At 53.6% G+C, this 14666-nt stretch carries 17 protein-coding genes; 1 reads left to right on the forward strand and 16 read right to left on the reverse strand.

Annotated features, from left to right (window positions below; translation table 11 throughout):
• Positions 1–14 precede the first annotated feature (14 nt).
• From JW937_04355 to JW937_04420, 14 genes are read right to left on the reverse strand one after another with little or no spacing between them, the layout of a single operon-like run.
• The gene (locus tag JW937_04355; GenBank protein ID MBN1586642.1) at positions 15–2180 is read right to left on the reverse strand and encodes an alkaline phosphatase family protein; all 2166 of its coding nucleotides are present in this window, start codon (positions 2178–2180) and stop codon (positions 15–17) included.
• Positions 2177–3019 carry a thiazole biosynthesis protein gene (locus tag JW937_04360; protein MBN1586643.1) on the reverse strand — a complete coding sequence of 281 codons (843 nt, stop codon included), beginning with the start codon at positions 3017–3019 and terminating at the stop codon, positions 2177–2179. The genes JW937_04355 and JW937_04360 overlap by 4 nt, the downstream gene beginning before the upstream one ends.
• Positions 3013–4365, reverse strand: coding sequence for an FAD-dependent oxidoreductase (locus JW937_04365; protein MBN1586644.1), 1353 nt, complete (start codon positions 4363–4365; stop codon positions 3013–3015). Before JW937_04365 ends, JW937_04360 begins: the two co-directional genes overlap by 7 nt.
• A 17-nt stretch (positions 4366–4382) precedes the next feature.
• The gene (locus JW937_04370; GenBank protein MBN1586645.1) at positions 4383–5309 is read right to left on the reverse strand and encodes a radical SAM protein; all 927 of its coding nucleotides are present in this window, start codon (positions 5307–5309) and stop codon (positions 4383–4385) included.
• Position 5310: 1 nt separating this feature from the next.
• Positions 5311–6198 (reverse strand): MBL fold metallo-hydrolase, encoded by an 888-nt coding sequence (locus tag JW937_04375; GenBank protein ID MBN1586646.1) that lies wholly within the window; start codon positions 6196–6198, stop codon positions 5311–5313.
• Between the two features lie 21 nt (positions 6199–6219).
• Positions 6220–6558, reverse strand: coding sequence for a NifB/NifX family molybdenum-iron cluster-binding protein (locus JW937_04380; GenBank protein MBN1586647.1), 339 nt, complete (start codon positions 6556–6558; stop codon positions 6220–6222).
• Complete coding sequence (locus tag JW937_04385) at positions 6559–7461, reverse strand: ATP-binding protein (GenBank protein ID MBN1586648.1); 903 nt, start codon at positions 7459–7461, stop codon at positions 6559–6561. It abuts the gene before it with no gap.
• Complete coding sequence (locus JW937_04390; GenBank protein ID MBN1586649.1) at positions 7461–8312, reverse strand: ATP-binding protein; 852 nt, start codon at positions 8310–8312, stop codon at positions 7461–7463. Before JW937_04390 ends, JW937_04385 begins: the two co-directional genes overlap by 1 nt.
• Complete coding sequence (locus tag JW937_04395) at positions 8309–8911, reverse strand: hypothetical protein (GenBank protein ID MBN1586650.1); 603 nt, start codon at positions 8909–8911, stop codon at positions 8309–8311. Before JW937_04395 ends, JW937_04390 begins: the two co-directional genes overlap by 4 nt.
• Positions 8908–9267: an aspartate 1-decarboxylase gene (locus JW937_04400; protein MBN1586651.1), complete on the reverse strand. Its 360-nt coding sequence runs from the start codon at positions 9265–9267 to the stop codon at positions 8908–8910. Before JW937_04400 ends, JW937_04395 begins: the two co-directional genes overlap by 4 nt.
• Complete coding sequence (locus JW937_04405) at positions 9264–9590, reverse strand: DUF5320 domain-containing protein (GenBank protein MBN1586652.1); 327 nt, start codon at positions 9588–9590, stop codon at positions 9264–9266. Before JW937_04405 ends, JW937_04400 begins: the two co-directional genes overlap by 4 nt.
• A gap of 32 nt (positions 9591–9622) precedes the next feature.
• Positions 9623–10492, reverse strand: a complete 870-nt coding sequence (locus JW937_04410; GenBank protein ID MBN1586653.1) for a DUF89 family protein — start codon at positions 10490–10492, stop codon at positions 9623–9625.
• Positions 10476–10814, reverse strand: a complete 339-nt coding sequence (locus tag JW937_04415; protein ID MBN1586654.1) for a NifB/NifX family molybdenum-iron cluster-binding protein — start codon at positions 10812–10814, stop codon at positions 10476–10478. The genes JW937_04410 and JW937_04415 overlap by 17 nt, the downstream gene beginning before the upstream one ends.
• A gap of 1 nt (position 10815) precedes the next feature.
• A complete protein-coding gene (locus JW937_04420) occupies positions 10816–11217 on the reverse strand; it encodes a NifB/NifX family molybdenum-iron cluster-binding protein (GenBank protein MBN1586655.1) in 402 nt (133 codons plus the stop codon).
• Between the two features lie 171 nt (positions 11218–11388).
• Here JW937_04420 and JW937_04425 point away from each other — a divergent pair, with 171 nt between their 5' ends.
• Positions 11389–12768, forward strand: a complete 1380-nt coding sequence (locus tag JW937_04425) for a sigma 54-interacting transcriptional regulator (protein MBN1586656.1) — start codon at positions 11389–11391, stop codon at positions 12766–12768.
• Here JW937_04425 and JW937_04430 read toward each other — a convergent pair.
• Complete coding sequence (locus JW937_04430; protein MBN1586657.1) at positions 12765–13469, reverse strand: hypothetical protein; 705 nt, start codon at positions 13467–13469, stop codon at positions 12765–12767. The two genes, JW937_04425 and JW937_04430, sit on opposite strands and share 4 nt — an antisense overlap.
• Positions 13453–14666, reverse strand: a 1214-nt coding sequence (locus JW937_04435) for an acetate/propionate family kinase (protein ID MBN1586658.1), incomplete at its 5' end; no start/stop codon positions are given. The genes JW937_04430 and JW937_04435, both read right to left, overlap by 17 nt.

Raw genomic sequence — 14666 nt, forward strand, 5'->3', positions numbered from 1 at the left:
CCTCCGGTTAGGGCCTACCCACTGGGGCTGCCGAGTTTCAGAATCCGGCCATCCATCTCCCGGGGGGTCTCGACGCCCAACAGATGCAAAGCCGTGGGCGCCATGTCCATGATGCTGGGTCGGACGGTCTCAACCCACCGGTTGCTGAACAGGACACCGGGAATGATCGGGGCATCAAAGGAACAATGGTCCCCGCTCCACTTGCGCATGTTGGTCCCGAGAACCTCTGGAGGAATCCCCCCAAGCGCCGTTTGCCAGGAGGTTCGATACCCTTCCTCAAAACCCACAATCAGATCCGGCGCATAGTAGGTGCTGGGGCCATGGTAAACCTCATGCTTTCGGTAAACCGAACGCACAATGGGCTGCCCGCTTGTGGGATCTGTCAGACTCTTGAGATCTCGTATTAGGGATTCACATACGGCGTCGTATTCTTCGACGGGCACTATCCCTTGAGGCTCCCGTCCCTGCAGATTCACGTATACGCCGGCCAGTCCCATACAATAAGCGCGCGTCCTGGACCAGTCGACGTCCGTCCAAAACTGTCCCTTGTCAAATAGGTCATCCAGATTCTTGTCTTTTGCTGCCTTTGCCTCATCCTGCCGGATATAGCCCTTTTCAGCCAAAAAGGTATTGATATTGACCGCTGTACGGAAGGTCTTGAAACCGTGGTCGGAAATCACGGCCAGCCACGTATCCTCGTCCACGTATTCCTTCATGACCTTGCCCACAATCCGGTCCATTTCGATATAGAAATCCCGGATGGTTGAGCCGTAGACCCGCGCCAACTCCTCATCGTACATCGGATGCTCCGTGTCGATCAGACGCCAAAACATGTGCTGGAGCCGGTCCGTCACCTCAAACACTCCCACAAAGAGGCGCCAATCCTCACGGGCTAACTGGTCCATCATAATGGCCTCACGCGCGTACAAAGTGAAATAGGCATCCTGCACAAAGATATTCTCGTCGGTCTTTTCTTCGTTGAGCGCCCATGTGTCATTGGACCATCCGAGAGTCTTGTACAGACCCACACGCTTGGCAAGCTCGCGGGAAAAACGGCGGGGGAAAGAAATGTTTACGTTGGGTGGAGTGTGGCGCGGATCAAAGTTGATGGGGGAAAGATAAAGTTCGAAGTCCGGGGAAACCTGTTTCACATAGAAACGCCCGATTCCTTCCACTTTGAGCAGCGGATTCATCACAAACACAAATTCGAACCAGTCGCTCCAAGAACCGGCCTTCAGAGTCTGAGACTGCTTACCCACCCGAAGGGTTACTTGATTCTCCTCCCTGTCCAGTTGGATTACTAGAGGAGGCTTGACCGGAGGTCTGTCCGGAAGAGTTTCATTACGCGGCCCCCATACAAAAGTATTGATTTGGCCGGAGGTGTCCGGCACAACCTGGATCAATTTTCCCCCCATCTCCGTGTCCGCGTTTTTATCGAGTTTGTCGGAATAATAGGAGAAGGTACCCATGGTCCCGCGCACATCCGGAACACCCAGGCCCGAGAGAAGCCGCCCAAAACCCTTGCGCATGGGCTCCGCAGGAAAGGTAACCGGACATTGAATGACCACCGAGGACACACCGGCCTCAGCCGCAATCTGCCAGAAGGAACGAGACTGCTTGTTGGATTCGGGCCAAGGCAACGATGCCGGAACCCACGCTGTCAAAGCAGCAAACAAAGTCACCGAGAGGCCAAACCCCAGGATAATCCCCACAGTTTTTGCCCAGGGCAAGCGCATCCCCCGGAACAGAATCCAAAGAAGACCTCCGCACACCCCCCCTACAAAAAGGCAAATAAGAATCCGCTGCAAGGGCTTGGGTAAAATCGGCCGGGCACGGCGGCCCGCCATGCCGAATTCCGGATAGTAGCTCCCCGGCATCCTGCGCAGAAAGTCAAAGATACCCGTCTTCCCGGGATTGGCGCCGGCGGAAAAGGCTGCCCAGGAAACAGGAGATTGAGGCGGGGTCACAGTGCCTAAGGGGGTAAAGCTTCCCTGCCCCGCCAAACGGGACAGATTCGGCAACCAGCCCTCATCCATCCACTTTTGGCAAAGCTCTGGAGACGCCCCGTCAAAACCCAGGATGATGACTTTGGATTCGGCTCGCACAGTATCACAGACGGACAAACCCAAAATGGAAAGGAAGCCCAAACAAAGGAGAATCCAGCCTATGCGCGCACTCATTTCGGCTGTGCCTCCAAATCGGCGGCGATCTTCTCTGCCGCTCTTTTACCGGACAACAGCATGCCGCCGAAAATGGGCCCCATCCGGGGCCCTCCAAAGACTGCGCAGACACTCATGCCCGCCACCCATAACCCGGGATATACCGCTTGAACCTTTTCCACCACAAACTTCTCGGCTTCCTTCGCATTCATCGGCCCTTCCGCCAATTGACCTGTCGGCGAGCCGGCCTTGCACAAGGCCCGTTTGAGGAGTGTGCCGACTACCACTGCTTCATGTCCCGTAGTGTCCAAAACCGCTCGGGACGCAAAAGTCAATGGATCCACCGGCAGAGCCTCTGCGACAAGGCTCCGGTTCGCCACCACGCCCGCCACCCGCCCGGATTTGATGCACACATCTTCAACAGTCGTCAGATTGAGCAAAGTAGCTCCTGCGCGCAAAGCGCTGAAGCAAAGTCCTGAAGCAAGCTCACACGCGTCAAGCAAATGCAACCCTTCCGAAGCTGAACGGTGGCGGATTCCAAGCTCATCGACAATATCCAGGGCCTCATCCTCAACCACAAGCTCATTCATGCCCATGCCCCCGCCCCAAATACCACCGCCGGCAGACAACCGTTTCTCCAGTACTGTCACCTTGAAGCCCTGCCGGGCCAGGCAAAAGGCTGCAATGAGCCCTGCAGGACCGGCGCCGACAATGGCAACGTCGCTCTCAAGATGCGAAAGCATCTTCTCGTGATAACCCTGCAGAATTGCCCTGGAAATTTGTATCTCGTTCACTCTCCTGCCCCTTTGAGTTTGTTCGCAAGCCACCCTATCCGGACGTCTTCCCGTGGGCTTCAGCATTGCATCATCTTACCGATGGCAGTCTCCGCCGCATTCACCAGTTGATAGGATACCGGAGATGCCGTGAGCGCAGGATGTGTTCCGGTTTGGAAGGTGGCAATGTCATCCGCGGTCATACGCTGATGGATACAAGCACTGATGGTGTTGATGACCTCGCCGCCGCTCTTGGCTCCCGCAACCTGACCGCCCAAAATCACACGGCTTCCCTGCTCAAACACCAGTTTCACCTTCAAATTGGCTCCTCCCGGCATACACCCGGGATGACGATTCATCGCCTCGGCCTCGCCCACCACCACGTTATAGCCCTTCTTCTCAGCCTCTGAAACAGTCAAGCCTGCAACAGCAAACGCGCTGTCCCCCAACACCGTGGAGTACACCCCAATGGCCCCCAGGTTGACGCGTTGTGTCCCAAAAAGATTCGCACCTGCAATACGCGCTTCCATAGTGGCCAATGACGCGAGTTTTAACGAGCAGGGTTGCCCGTCAAAAAAGGAGACTTTTTCGGCGCAATCCCCGCAAGCAAAGATATTGGGATCACTTGTTTGCATATATCGATTGACTTGAATACCTCCTGTGGGACCGATTTCGAGACCCGCCTTTTGGGCCAGGTCCGTGTTCGCCTTAGCCCCGATTCCCAAGAGGACCATGTCCACGTCCACCTCTTCACCTCCTTCAAGCTTGATCTTGGACACGCGGCCCTCACCCTCAAAAGCCTTCACTCTCTCATCTCTAAGCAATTCAATGCCTTGGTCAAGGAGCTTTTGCTCAGCATCTCTGCAAATCTCTTCGTCGTACACAAGTTGAAGACAGTGATGCTGCATTTCGACGATGGAAATGCGCAGTTCCGGCCTTTTGCGGCGGCATTCTTCCGCTATCTCGACCCCGATAAAACCGCAACCCACCACACCCAGTGATTTGGCACTGCTGAGCGCTTCAAGAATACGCTCCAAATGCGGCACATTCTTTTGGATGGCATAGATACCATCCAGCTCCAGCCCTTGAAAAGGCGGCACAACAGGATCCGAGCCAACCGCCCACACAAGCTTCTCATACTGCAGTTGACGTTTACCCGCAGTCACCAGCTGACGGGCTTCCCGGTTCACTTCCAACACTTCGTCGATAAAACCGTCTATGCCGTTTTGTGCAAGCACCTGCTGTGCCGGCATCAAATTCTTTTCGGGGGCCCCCACCGTTCCGAACACGTACGGAATCCCGCAAGGAATGGGGACTTGTTCTTCTCTTCTTAGAAGGCAAATCGATTTTTTCGGATAATGTTTACGGGCGGTGGTCGCTGCGGTCAATCCCGCGGCACTACCGCCCACAATAACGACATCATAAGGGTCCATTAATCCATCCTCGCTTGTTAGAGATCATTCCCAGCCACATAATACAATCTGCCTGAAACCCACTTCTCCTCGACGAGATTCTTTGATTTAAGTTCTTCCACATACTTGATGGCCTCATTGCGGTGAAAGCCAAGACCTGAGCTTAAATCCTCAATAGAACAGGGCCGTCTTTTCAGCAGGGTCAGGACGTCCTCCCGTCCGGCCGCGAATTCCGGCTGTTGGTGGACGCCCCGGAAATCGGCAATAACTTCCGCAACCGGATCAAACATTACAGCCAACTCATTCATGCGTTCCCGCGGCACGTTAAAGGCATAGTCCTCGGCCGGCGGCCGTGTAACGGTATTCAGCTGGATGCGATCCGGGTTAATACACCGCGCGCAACGGGCGAGCTTGAGAACCTCGGACTTGATTGATGTGTACCCACCCAGCAAAAAGACCTCCAGCCAATACTCCCCTTGGAATTCCCGGCCAAAGCGAACCAATCCGTCCATCACATTTTCAAAATCAAGGTCCTCGTGCGGCCTGTTAACAAACCGAAACATTGCCGGATCCCCCGCATCCAGTGACGGGATGACTAAATCGGCTTCCAACAGCTGGCTACGAACTTCTTCACGCCACAGCAAGGACCCATTTGTCAGAACCGCCACAGGAACATCCGTCATCACCTTGATACGTCCGATCAGCTCCCCGAGGCGCGAAAAGAGCGTCGGCTCGCCAGAACCACTCAAAGTGATATAGTCCGGTTTGGTCGCCAGCTTGCACCTCAGTTCTGCAAGAACATCCTCTATCGAAATCCACTCTTTCCGTTCAAGGGTCTTGCAGGATGTCCGGCCGAGCTGGCAGTAGATGCAGTCATAGCTGCAAGTCTTGAAGGGCACTAAGTCGACACCGAGTGAACGGCCGAGACGGCGCGAGGGTACCGGTCCGAAAACATGTCCCTCCATATCAACCTCCACGGACAACACCGGTATCGGGTTGTGTATGGGCAACCGGTATTCGGAACTCGGCTGTGGTTCCCACTGAGCAGGAAACACACCCGGTACAACACGCTGTGCAAAGCCTTGCAGTGGCGGAAACACCTGTGCAGTGCCCGGGCCACAAGCGTTGGATATTGAGCTCCTTGAGCGCTTCAATCGTACGGTCAAGCCGCTGAGAAGAAGCGCTGATTAAATGCATCCCCCCCATCACAGCGTAAACCGGCCTATCCTGGGTCAGCCGGCGGATATACTGAAGTGTGTTGATCACTCCGGCATGCGCGCAGCCGAGCAATACAACCATCCCCTCTGTGCTTTCAAAATAGATTGCTTGATCATCTACGAGCTCATCGTGCTTTTCGCAAGCCTGATCCAGGAAAAAGGGTCCTCCCGTATCTTCGTAATCCGTAATGCGCGGGATTGGGCCGGTGGCATAAATACCTTCACAAATTTCGGCCGGAGCTTCCGTATAGATAAATGCTTCTTTCCACTCCTGAAGCTCCAGCGCATGCTCCGGATCTATGCCTATTGCCCGGGCAACACCTTCCTTGCTACGCGCATACTTGGGACGCAAAGCATCGGGATGGGCAAAGATCTTGACACGTGAAGCCATTCTCAGCACATCCGTAAGACCGCCGACGTGGTCATAATGGCCGTGACTCAGAACAATCGCCTCTGTTTTGTTCAAGTCGACGCCCAACTTAAGGGCGTTCTTGAGCAACGCCTTGCCCTGCCCCGTATCAAAAAGTATCCGCTTGGAATTTACCTCAATCCAAACTGCAAACCCATGTTCCGCAAGCAACTCCGGGCGCCGGCTTGTGTCCTCCACCAATACCGTAAATCGAACGACCTGGCTCATTTGTCTTTCTCCTCAACAAACTCAATGATCGCAGACATTACTTCCTGTCGTCAAAGAACCACTGAGGTAATCCTTGACAACCTTTTCAGGTTTCTCTGCCGGTGCGCCGACAACCACCTCCACACCATAGTGATCGAACAACTGCACAGCACGCGCTCCCATTCCGCCGCAGATAATGACGTTGGCTCCGCGTTCGTGCAACCAATTCGGTAAGAAACCCGGCTCATGCGGCGGAGGATCCAGAAGTATGGTAGTGAGAATCTCCTTTTTGGCCTCATCAACTTCAACGAGCGCATATTTCTCACAGTGGCCAAAATGCTGGCTTAGACAATTATCGACTAAGGGAATTGCAATTTTCACTTATTTCTCCTCTATGTTTAGGGCTTCAAGGACTTCGCACCAGACCTGCATCATTTCCGCGGCAGTACCACTGTCCTGGTATTCCACGAGTGATTTCCGCGCAATCTGCGCTCGTGTCACCGACTGATCATATCGAATTCTTCCCACTGTTTTCAGGCCTAAGCCTAAAGCCCGCTCCTCAATCCGGGCCGTCATTTCCTCGTTCAAGTCCCACTTATTGATACAAACCAGCGTGCGAATCCCAAAATGCTTTGTCAGCGCGGCAACCCGCTCCAAATCGTGCCGACCGCTCAGTGTCGGCTCTGTCACAACCAAGACAAGGTCTGCGCCTGTGATGGAGGCAATCACCGGACAACCGATACCCGGTGAGCCGTCGATCAGGACCAAATCCAGACTCTTCTCTTGCGCAATTCTCTTCGCATGGCTCCGGACGAGACTGACCAGCTTGCCGGAATTTTCCTCGGCTACACCAAGCCTGGCGTGAACCAAAGGCCCGCAACGGGTCTCGGAAACAAACCATTCGCCATTCACCGCAGGAAAAAGCTCAATCGCCTTTTCCGGACAGAAATGCACGCACACCCCGCACCCTTCACAGGCAATGGGATCCACGGCAGCAACAACACTCGTTCCATCAGAACCGGGCCCGGATTGATGAACTGCATCAAAACGGCAAAGTCGCACACACAACCCGCAACCCGTGCAACGTTCGGGCATGACTTGGGCCTTGGACCCGCCCGAAAAGTCCTCCCGCCTTCTTATTTTCGGATCAAGAACAAGATGCAAATCCGCTGCATCCACGTCGCAGTCCGCCAGCACAGCATTCTTAGCCAGTGACGCAAAGGCAGCCACGATGGATGTCTTGCCCGTGCCTCCCTTGCCGCTGATTACAACCAATTCCTTCATTATTTACTGGTCTCCGACTCTCTTACAGCATTCCAGAGTCCGACAAACAGGCTCTTATACTTCGGAATTGACCGGCAAAGGATCTCGCCCCGGCTATAGGCCCCGGCAATCTCCCGGTCTTCGGGAATCTCGGCCAGGATCTCTATTTGGCCGGCCCGGCAGTATGACCGGACCCTCTCATCTCCTATATCTGCCCGGTTCAAGACAACTCCAAACGGCAATTCCAATGCGCGCACCATCTCCACGGCAAGCTTCAAGTCGTGGAGCCCAAAAGGAGTCGGTTCAGTCACAAGCAGGACAAAATCCGAGGCGCGTATACTCTCCACTACCGGACAGGAAGTCCCAGGCGGCGTATCGACGATAATCAAATCAACTTCGGGGGCAGCCTCTTTGACCTTCTTTATCAAAGGAGGACTCTTGCTCTCGCCCACTTTGAGTTTTCCGTGCACAAACTCAACGGAGCCCGCGCTTCCAATCTCAATAAGGCCCAACTCATGGGGCACTTCCGATATCGCCCCTGTGGGACACACCAGTAAGCATCCCCCACAGCTCTGGCAAAGATCCGGAAACACCAGCACCTGCTCACCCACGCACACGATGCTGTTGTAGCGGCAAAGTTCAGCGCAATCGCCGCAAAGCCGGCACTTGTTTTCGTCCACGCTGGGTATCATGCGGTGAACCGGCTCGCTTTTGTCAATCCTGGGCCGGAAAAAGAGGTGGCCATTCGGAGCCTCCACATCGCAGTCCAGGTAAGCAGTACTTGCCCCGTTTTCAGAAGCCACAAAGGCAAGATTCACGGCCACCAGGGTCTTACCCGTGCCCCCTTTGCCACTCGCCACCGAGATTTTCATGGAGAATCCTTCGCAAAAAGAAGCGGGAACACAATGTCACTGGTGCAACAGGGAATCCAGACTGCGAGAAACAGAAACACTGCGATAAGAACCAAAACTGCTGCCTCGAGCTGAGTTCCTAACGCCATGCTTATGTGAAACAAAGAGGCCCAGGTGCTCAAGAACACGTGTCCTGCGTGCGGAAGCTTTGTGGCCGGGTTCCACAGACCAATGGCAATACCGAGCCCCGCCAGAGGATTAACCACCCACCATTTCTCCAACGCCCCCAAATGCAGCCCCCTGTGGGGCAGATTCAAAATACATTCACCAAGATAAGGGATAATACAGTCACTCAAGCTGGCAATGCCCACTGACCCGAGATATCCAATCAGGATCGTTTTCCAAATACTTCCCTTGGTGTGTAAGCGATACATTGCAACCGTCACTACTGCACTCAAGACCACATGCAAAGGATGCAGAATCCAGAAAAGATCCACGGAAATTTGACGTGGCACCCGCATCTGAACAAGAAGCGACATAATCACAATGCCTGTCAGGGTACCAAGTGCGGTGAATGGCGCGTGAATCCTCAATTCCCGTGCAATAGCCCTTAGACTCATGAGTTGCCTGCCTTCACTCTGTTCTGCCCGTCAACCCGCACAGTCTGATATTTGAATGTCCTTGCCTCATTTTCTGAGAGCGAACAAAAGGACAGAATGATTATCTTGTCGCCCGCCCGGCCTGTGCGAGCCGCCGGGCCATTCAGAAGAACCGTACCCGATCCCTCAGGAGCCTCAATTACATAGGTAATAATCCTTGAACCGTTACTCAAGTTGAGCACATGCACTTGCTCACCCGGCAACATGTCCGCCGCATCAATCAGCAAACGGTCCAACGCAATACTGCCCTCGTAATCGAGTTCCGCTCCGGTTAATGTGGCCCGGTGGATCTTTGACTTAAGCATTGTAAGCGTCACTGAGCGTTAAGCTCCTCGATTCGCTTTCTGATGCCGGCTAAAGTTCCCTCGAGCTGCCTGGCTTGCTCCCGAAGCCCCGCGAGCTCCTGCTCCTTCGGCAAAGCCCCGCCCTGCGCCGCTCGTTGCCATCCGCTTAGGCCGGTGGCCCGGAACCAGTGGCGCCAACCGCGGCCGCCCCGGCCTCCACCCCGGCCAAAACCATAATTACGCCCTCCCCGGGCCAAGTTTGCGAATCCCGGCATACCCGTTCCTTCACAATAGCCTTCTGCACGGCCTGTTCTTGGGCCCATTCCTGACGGCCCTGTTCTGTCTCCACCCGGCATTTCTGACCTCCTATTTTTGAAACAACATCAGTTCAGACGCTCACCACGTCCCGGCTCTGCTTTTCCAAAACCGAACTCCCGATCGGGCAACCCAGGTCTCTGGCAATAACCGAACACTTGGCCTTCAACAGAAAGAAGATATTTTTGTCCACTTCACTCAAGGTCTCGTAGTTGCCCTGGCCTTTGGCAATGACCAAATCGGCTTCGTTAAAATACCTCCGGAAGGATGCGCTGCAATCACTTAGTACGGTTCCAGGCGCATCAGAACCATTAGGGATCACTCTCACTAAATCCGGCAGGCCTGTTTCTTCCGCATCCTTCATGGTGGCGTCGTTAATAATGGGATAACCCCTGACCACGACTGTCACTTTCTCCAGCGGCAGTTCCTCTATCAACAAACGGTCACAGACAATCTCACCTGCGTTATCCGCCAAATAGAGGATGCTCTTTGCCCGCGATACTTCCCGGGCAAACTCCTCCACGTCTCCGCCCAGCGGGGCCTTCAGGGCGAGTTCAAAGCTTTCGCAGATGCCCCTCTGCTCCAAATCACTTTTAACCCCCAGATCAATCACATTACCTGCAATAGCCAATCGAATGGCCATTTCCAGACGATTCCGGGATTTTTCCACAAGATGTCTGAGTTCCGCATAGATCTCCAGCATCAAGCGGTTGAACTTCTCTTTTGCCCCTTGGTACGGATCCTCCACACCTGTCAATTTCCGAATCAACCGGTGGATTTGCTGCCCCATTTCCGGAGGCGACATGCGCAAGTCCATGTCACCCACAGTCCTCAGCACTTCTCTGAGCACCTGCTCCTGAATGGCCTCGTCCTTTGTGACGATACGCACCGAATCCAAGGCCTGGCGCACGAAACACGGGGCACAATCAAGATAGGTCTTCACAAAGACCTCCCTTTTTGAACTGATCCAAAGCATCACTCACGGTTCCTTGGGCCCCTGTACAGATCTTCACGCCGGCACTACTCAAAACTGCCGAGGCCTTGGGGCCGGCCTGTCCCGTAATCACGGCTTCCGCCCCCAACTCCACAATATCTTTGCCTGCTTGGATACCCGCTCCATGTGCAGCATTTAGATTCTTTGAATTGTCGTGTGCAACAACACTCCCTGTTTCTGTATCCACCACCAAATAGAATTTGGCCCGGCCCAAACGCGGGTCTACTTGCGAGGACAGATCCGGGCCCTGGGCTGTAACAATGACTCTCATTTCAGTTCCTTCCTATTTTGCCCCTGTGTCCAAGAGACGGTCCTCCGCCCCGGAATCGCCGGCGGCGGCCACAGCATCCGGGCATCGAAAACGTCCCATCGGACAAACGCCTCAAGAGAAACGCACGCAGCACCTCTTCCACAGGCCCGCAGGTGTCCCCTATAACCCGGACACCGGCAGCATTTAGACTTGCCTCCATCGGCTGGGAGATTGCCCCGCAAATCAACACATTAGCTTCAAGCTCTGCTATACGCCTGACCCGGCTGGAAAATTCTGTTTCGGAAAGAGAGACTTCCTTTCGCCTGAGCTCTCCCCCTTCTCCCACATCCACTAAGAGGAGATTCCCGGCTACGTCAAAAACCGGTGAAATCCGGCCGCACCAAATCGGAATTGCAATTCTCATACATCTAAAAGAGCATAAAGCGTGCCAACATAGGGTTCCGGACACAGATTTACTAAAAACATTTGTTTCCAACATCTTATATCACAAGTAATAGCTCCTTCAAAAATGTACTTCATTGCATTTTGCAATACTCGATAAAATAGGCCCTTGTTATTTGCATGATTATGGGCTATGCTCCGTACCATGAACAGCCCACTCCAAACTTGCCAAGATGTCATCCTGGACTCGGTCAACGAAGGCGTGTTCACCGTAGATCATGACTGGAAAGTGACTTCCTTTAATCGAGCGGCCGAAGGCATAACCGGAATCCCGAGACAGGAAGCTATTGGCCGGCCTTGCTGTGAGGTATTCCGTGCCAGTATTTGCGAGAATGCTTGCGCGGTCCGGCAGGCTCTGGCAACCGATGAGGCTGTGGCTAATGCAGCGGTCTATATTGTGGATGCCTCAGGCAACCGGGTTCCCATCAAAGTTTCTGCAGCCGTGCTTCGTGACCAGGATGGCCGCGTCATCGGCGGTGTGGAAACCTTTCAAGATCTCAGGCAAATCGAGGAGCTGCGAAAGAAACTGGAGAAAAAGTACACCTTCGCAGACATAGTGGGCCAGAGTCCTGTCATGGTACGGCTTTTTGATCTTTTGCCCAAAGTCGCGAATAGCGAAAGTCCTGTTCTTATCGCCGGGCCCAGCGGAACCGGGAAAGAGCTCTTTGCACAAGCCCTCCACAATCTATCTCCACGCCGGAAAAAACGTTTCGTGGCCATCAACTGTGGCGGGCTGCCCGACTCCTTATTGGAATCCGAGCTGTTCGGCTACAAGGCCGGGGCCTTCACGGATGCCAAACGAGACAAACCCGGGCGTTTTGCCGTTGCCAACGGAGGCACACTCTTTCTGGATGAAATCGGGGATATCTCATCTGCCATGCAAATGCGGCTGCTGCGGGTGCTTCAGGAAAAAACATTTGAACCCCTCGGATCGGTGGAGCCCGTGCGCACCAATGTAAGGATCGTCTCCGCAACAAACAAGAACTTGGAGGAGTTGGTCAAAAAGGGGACATTCCGGGAGGATCTGTTCTATCGTCTGCATGTGGTCCAGATGGAGTTGCCCAATCTGCAGCAACGACGCGAAGATATTCCATTATTGATTCAGCATTTCCTGGCCAAATTCAACCGCTTGCAGGGGAAAGATGTCTCGGGAGTGTCCGCAGGGGCCATGGCCAGACTCATGGAATACGACTACCCGGGAAATGTCCGGGAGCTCGAAAACATTATCGAGTATGCTTTTGTGCTTTGCCACGAAGGACTCATCCAGTTTCATCACTTACCTCCGGCCATACAGGCGAATGCACTTCCCGGATTTTCCGAATCCGGCAACGGTCTCACCCTGGAGGCAATGGAGAAATCACTCATAACCAGCGCTCTCCACCGTCACTGCGGCAATCGAAGGAGAACAGCCAAGGAACTCGGCATCAATCCCAGCTCTCTATACAGAAAAACCAAAGCCTTGGGTATTGAGGTTCCCGCCAAGGACGGCCGCAGTCACAGGAGAAATGATTAATCGGATTGGAGAATGAAGAGGGCCACAATGGCCGATCCCTTTTCCGTCAAAACCGGACCGCACGCGTTGTTTTCCTCCGCATTAATATTACAGCCTGCAAACTCAAACTTGCGGAGAAGCTCTCTTGAGAAAGACATGAAGGAGTTCTCGTTCCTTCCTGTGAACACAATGTGGTCGACTCCTCCCAAACTCGCCACACTCGCTCCAATATGCTGAAGCAGCTGATGGGCATAAACACCCCTTGCTGCGGCCGAAACGGCACCCCGCCCTGAAAGAAGCTCGCGAAGACTGCACGGCCTGCCGACAAGCGCGGAAAAGCCACTCTCTTTCGCCAAAGTGTTTTTGATTTCCTGGATTGAAGACCCATCCTCGAGCATCCGAAAGATGATCGACAAGTCGATATTTCCGCAACCTGTCGCAGAGATAAGCGTTCCCTCCTTTGAGTATCCCTCGCTCATCTCCACAATCTTTCCGTCCCGGATTGCGGCCACGTGTGTCTCATCTCCTAAAAGAACACTAACGAGCTTGCGCACCTGCCGTGGCGAATGCGCGCAGGCCTCCTTATATGCCCGCAAATGCGCTGCTCCCTCTCGTCCATGTCTGCGCATCCCATTCTGCGATAACTCAAATGGAATTGCATACAAGACCGCATACTTCGGAATCTCCGAATAGCACACACTCTCATTATCTGATTGATTCATTGACTTCTCCGATCATCTGCAAACCTTCGCGGCAAATCACATACTCCTCCTCGGTCGGCATGGCCACGACAGAGACTTTTGAGCCTGAGGAGCTCAGCAATGCAGGCTCGGGACCATGCGCTTTACTATTGACCTCTATGTCTAGAAAGACGCCCGCCCATTCCATGCCTTTACACACCGCTTCTCTCACTACCGGGCTCCGCACTCCTATATCATCAGTAAACACAAGGGCATCGACCTTGCCGCCCAATATCAACACATAACCGCCGACAAATCTTTTCAGACGATGGATATACATGCTGAAGGCCAGCTCGGCTCTTTCCCGGTGCTCGGGATCTTTCATCTTCTCCACAATGTCATTGATATCGCTCGAGAATCCCGACAACCCAAGAAGTCCGCTTTTCTTGTTCAGCAATTCATTCAACATCTCTGGGCTATAGCCTTTTTCCTTCATAAGGTCCAACGCCAACAACGGATCCACATCGCCTGCACGCGTGCTCATAATGAGCCCCGACAACGGGGAAAAGCCCATAGAGGTGTCTATCGACCGGCCATTCTGAATAGCGGAGATACTGGCGCCGCCTGTGCCCAGATGACAGGCAATCATATTGAAGTCTGAAGAATCCGCGCCAAGAAACTTTGGAACTTCTTCCGTCACATAGCTATAGGACAGTCCGTGAAACCCGTACTTCCGGAAGGCATACTTGTCCACAATCCTTCTCGGCAGCGCATACGTGTGAGCACAAACCGGGATCCTCGAATGGAAAGCAGAGTCGAAGACCGCAAACTGCTTTGCCTTCGGAAAGATCTCCATGGACTTCTTGATAACCGACAAAGAGATCGGATTGTGAAGCGGAGCCAACTCCGAACAGCTCTCCAGCTTGTCCAAGTTGGATTCATCAATATATGCAGACTCCCGGAATAGAGTGCCTCCATGAACAAATCTGTGCCCTATGTAATCTATCTTCGCCTGTGACCCATTCATGCTTTCGGCAGCCAACTGCGCCGCTTCAACATGACTGGGGATCGGAGTCTGGTTTATTACCCACTTGCCATTGAATTGGGACTCAATATACGAAGGTTTAATGCCCTTGACTCCGACTCGATGGGCTTTTCCCCAACCTCTCTCGCGGATATCACCCGATTCCCCTGCTTCAAACAACTTGTATGTCAAAGAGGAGCTTCCTCCGTTAAAGA

The organism is Candidatus Omnitrophota bacterium (genome assembly GCA_016929445.1).
Lineage (GTDB): Bacteria > Omnitrophota > Gorgyraeia > JAFGIU01 > JAFGIU01 > JAFGIU01.

Excerpts from the sequence above, each read along its gene's own strand:
- JW937_04430 (MBN1586657.1), bottom strand. The coding sequence starts at position 13,469 with ATGAATCAATCAGATAATGAGAGTGTGTGCTATTCGGAGATTCCGAAG.
- JW937_04365 (MBN1586644.1), bottom strand. The coding sequence starts at position 4,365 with ATGGACCCTTATGATGTCGTTATTGTGGGCGGTAGTGCCGCGGGATTG.
- JW937_04385 (MBN1586648.1), bottom strand. The coding sequence starts at position 7,461 with ATGAAGGAATTGGTTGTAATCAGCGGCAAGGGAGGCACGGGCAAGACA.
- JW937_04360 (MBN1586643.1), bottom strand. The coding sequence starts at position 3,019 with ATGCTGAAGCCCACGGGAAGACGTCCGGATAGGGTGGCTTGCGAACAA.
- JW937_04415 (MBN1586654.1), bottom strand. The coding sequence starts at position 10,814 with ATGAGAGTCATTGTTACAGCCCAGGGCCCGGATCTGTCCTCGCAAGTA.
- JW937_04375 (MBN1586646.1), bottom strand. The coding sequence starts at position 6,198 with ATGAGCCAGGTCGTTCGATTTACGGTATTGGTGGAGGACACAAGCCGG.
- JW937_04355 (MBN1586642.1), bottom strand. The coding sequence starts at position 2,180 with ATGAGTGCGCGCATAGGCTGGATTCTCCTTTGTTTGGGCTTCCTTTCC.
- JW937_04370 (MBN1586645.1), bottom strand. The coding sequence starts at position 5,309 with ATGGAGGGACATGTTTTCGGACCGGTACCCTCGCGCCGTCTCGGCCGT.
- JW937_04405 (MBN1586652.1), bottom strand. The coding sequence starts at position 9,590 with ATGCCGGGTGGAGACAGAACAGGGCCGTCAGGAATGGGCCCAAGAACA.
- JW937_04425 (MBN1586656.1), top strand. The coding sequence starts at position 11,389 with ATGCTCCGTACCATGAACAGCCCACTCCAAACTTGCCAAGATGTCATC.
- JW937_04390 (MBN1586649.1), bottom strand. The coding sequence starts at position 8,312 with ATGAAAATCTCGGTGGCGAGTGGCAAAGGGGGCACGGGTAAGACCCTG.
- JW937_04420 (MBN1586655.1), bottom strand. The coding sequence starts at position 11,217 with ATGAGAATTGCAATTCCGATTTGGTGCGGCCGGATTTCACCGGTTTTT.
- JW937_04395 (MBN1586650.1), bottom strand. The coding sequence starts at position 8,911 with ATGAGTCTAAGGGCTATTGCACGGGAATTGAGGATTCACGCGCCATTC.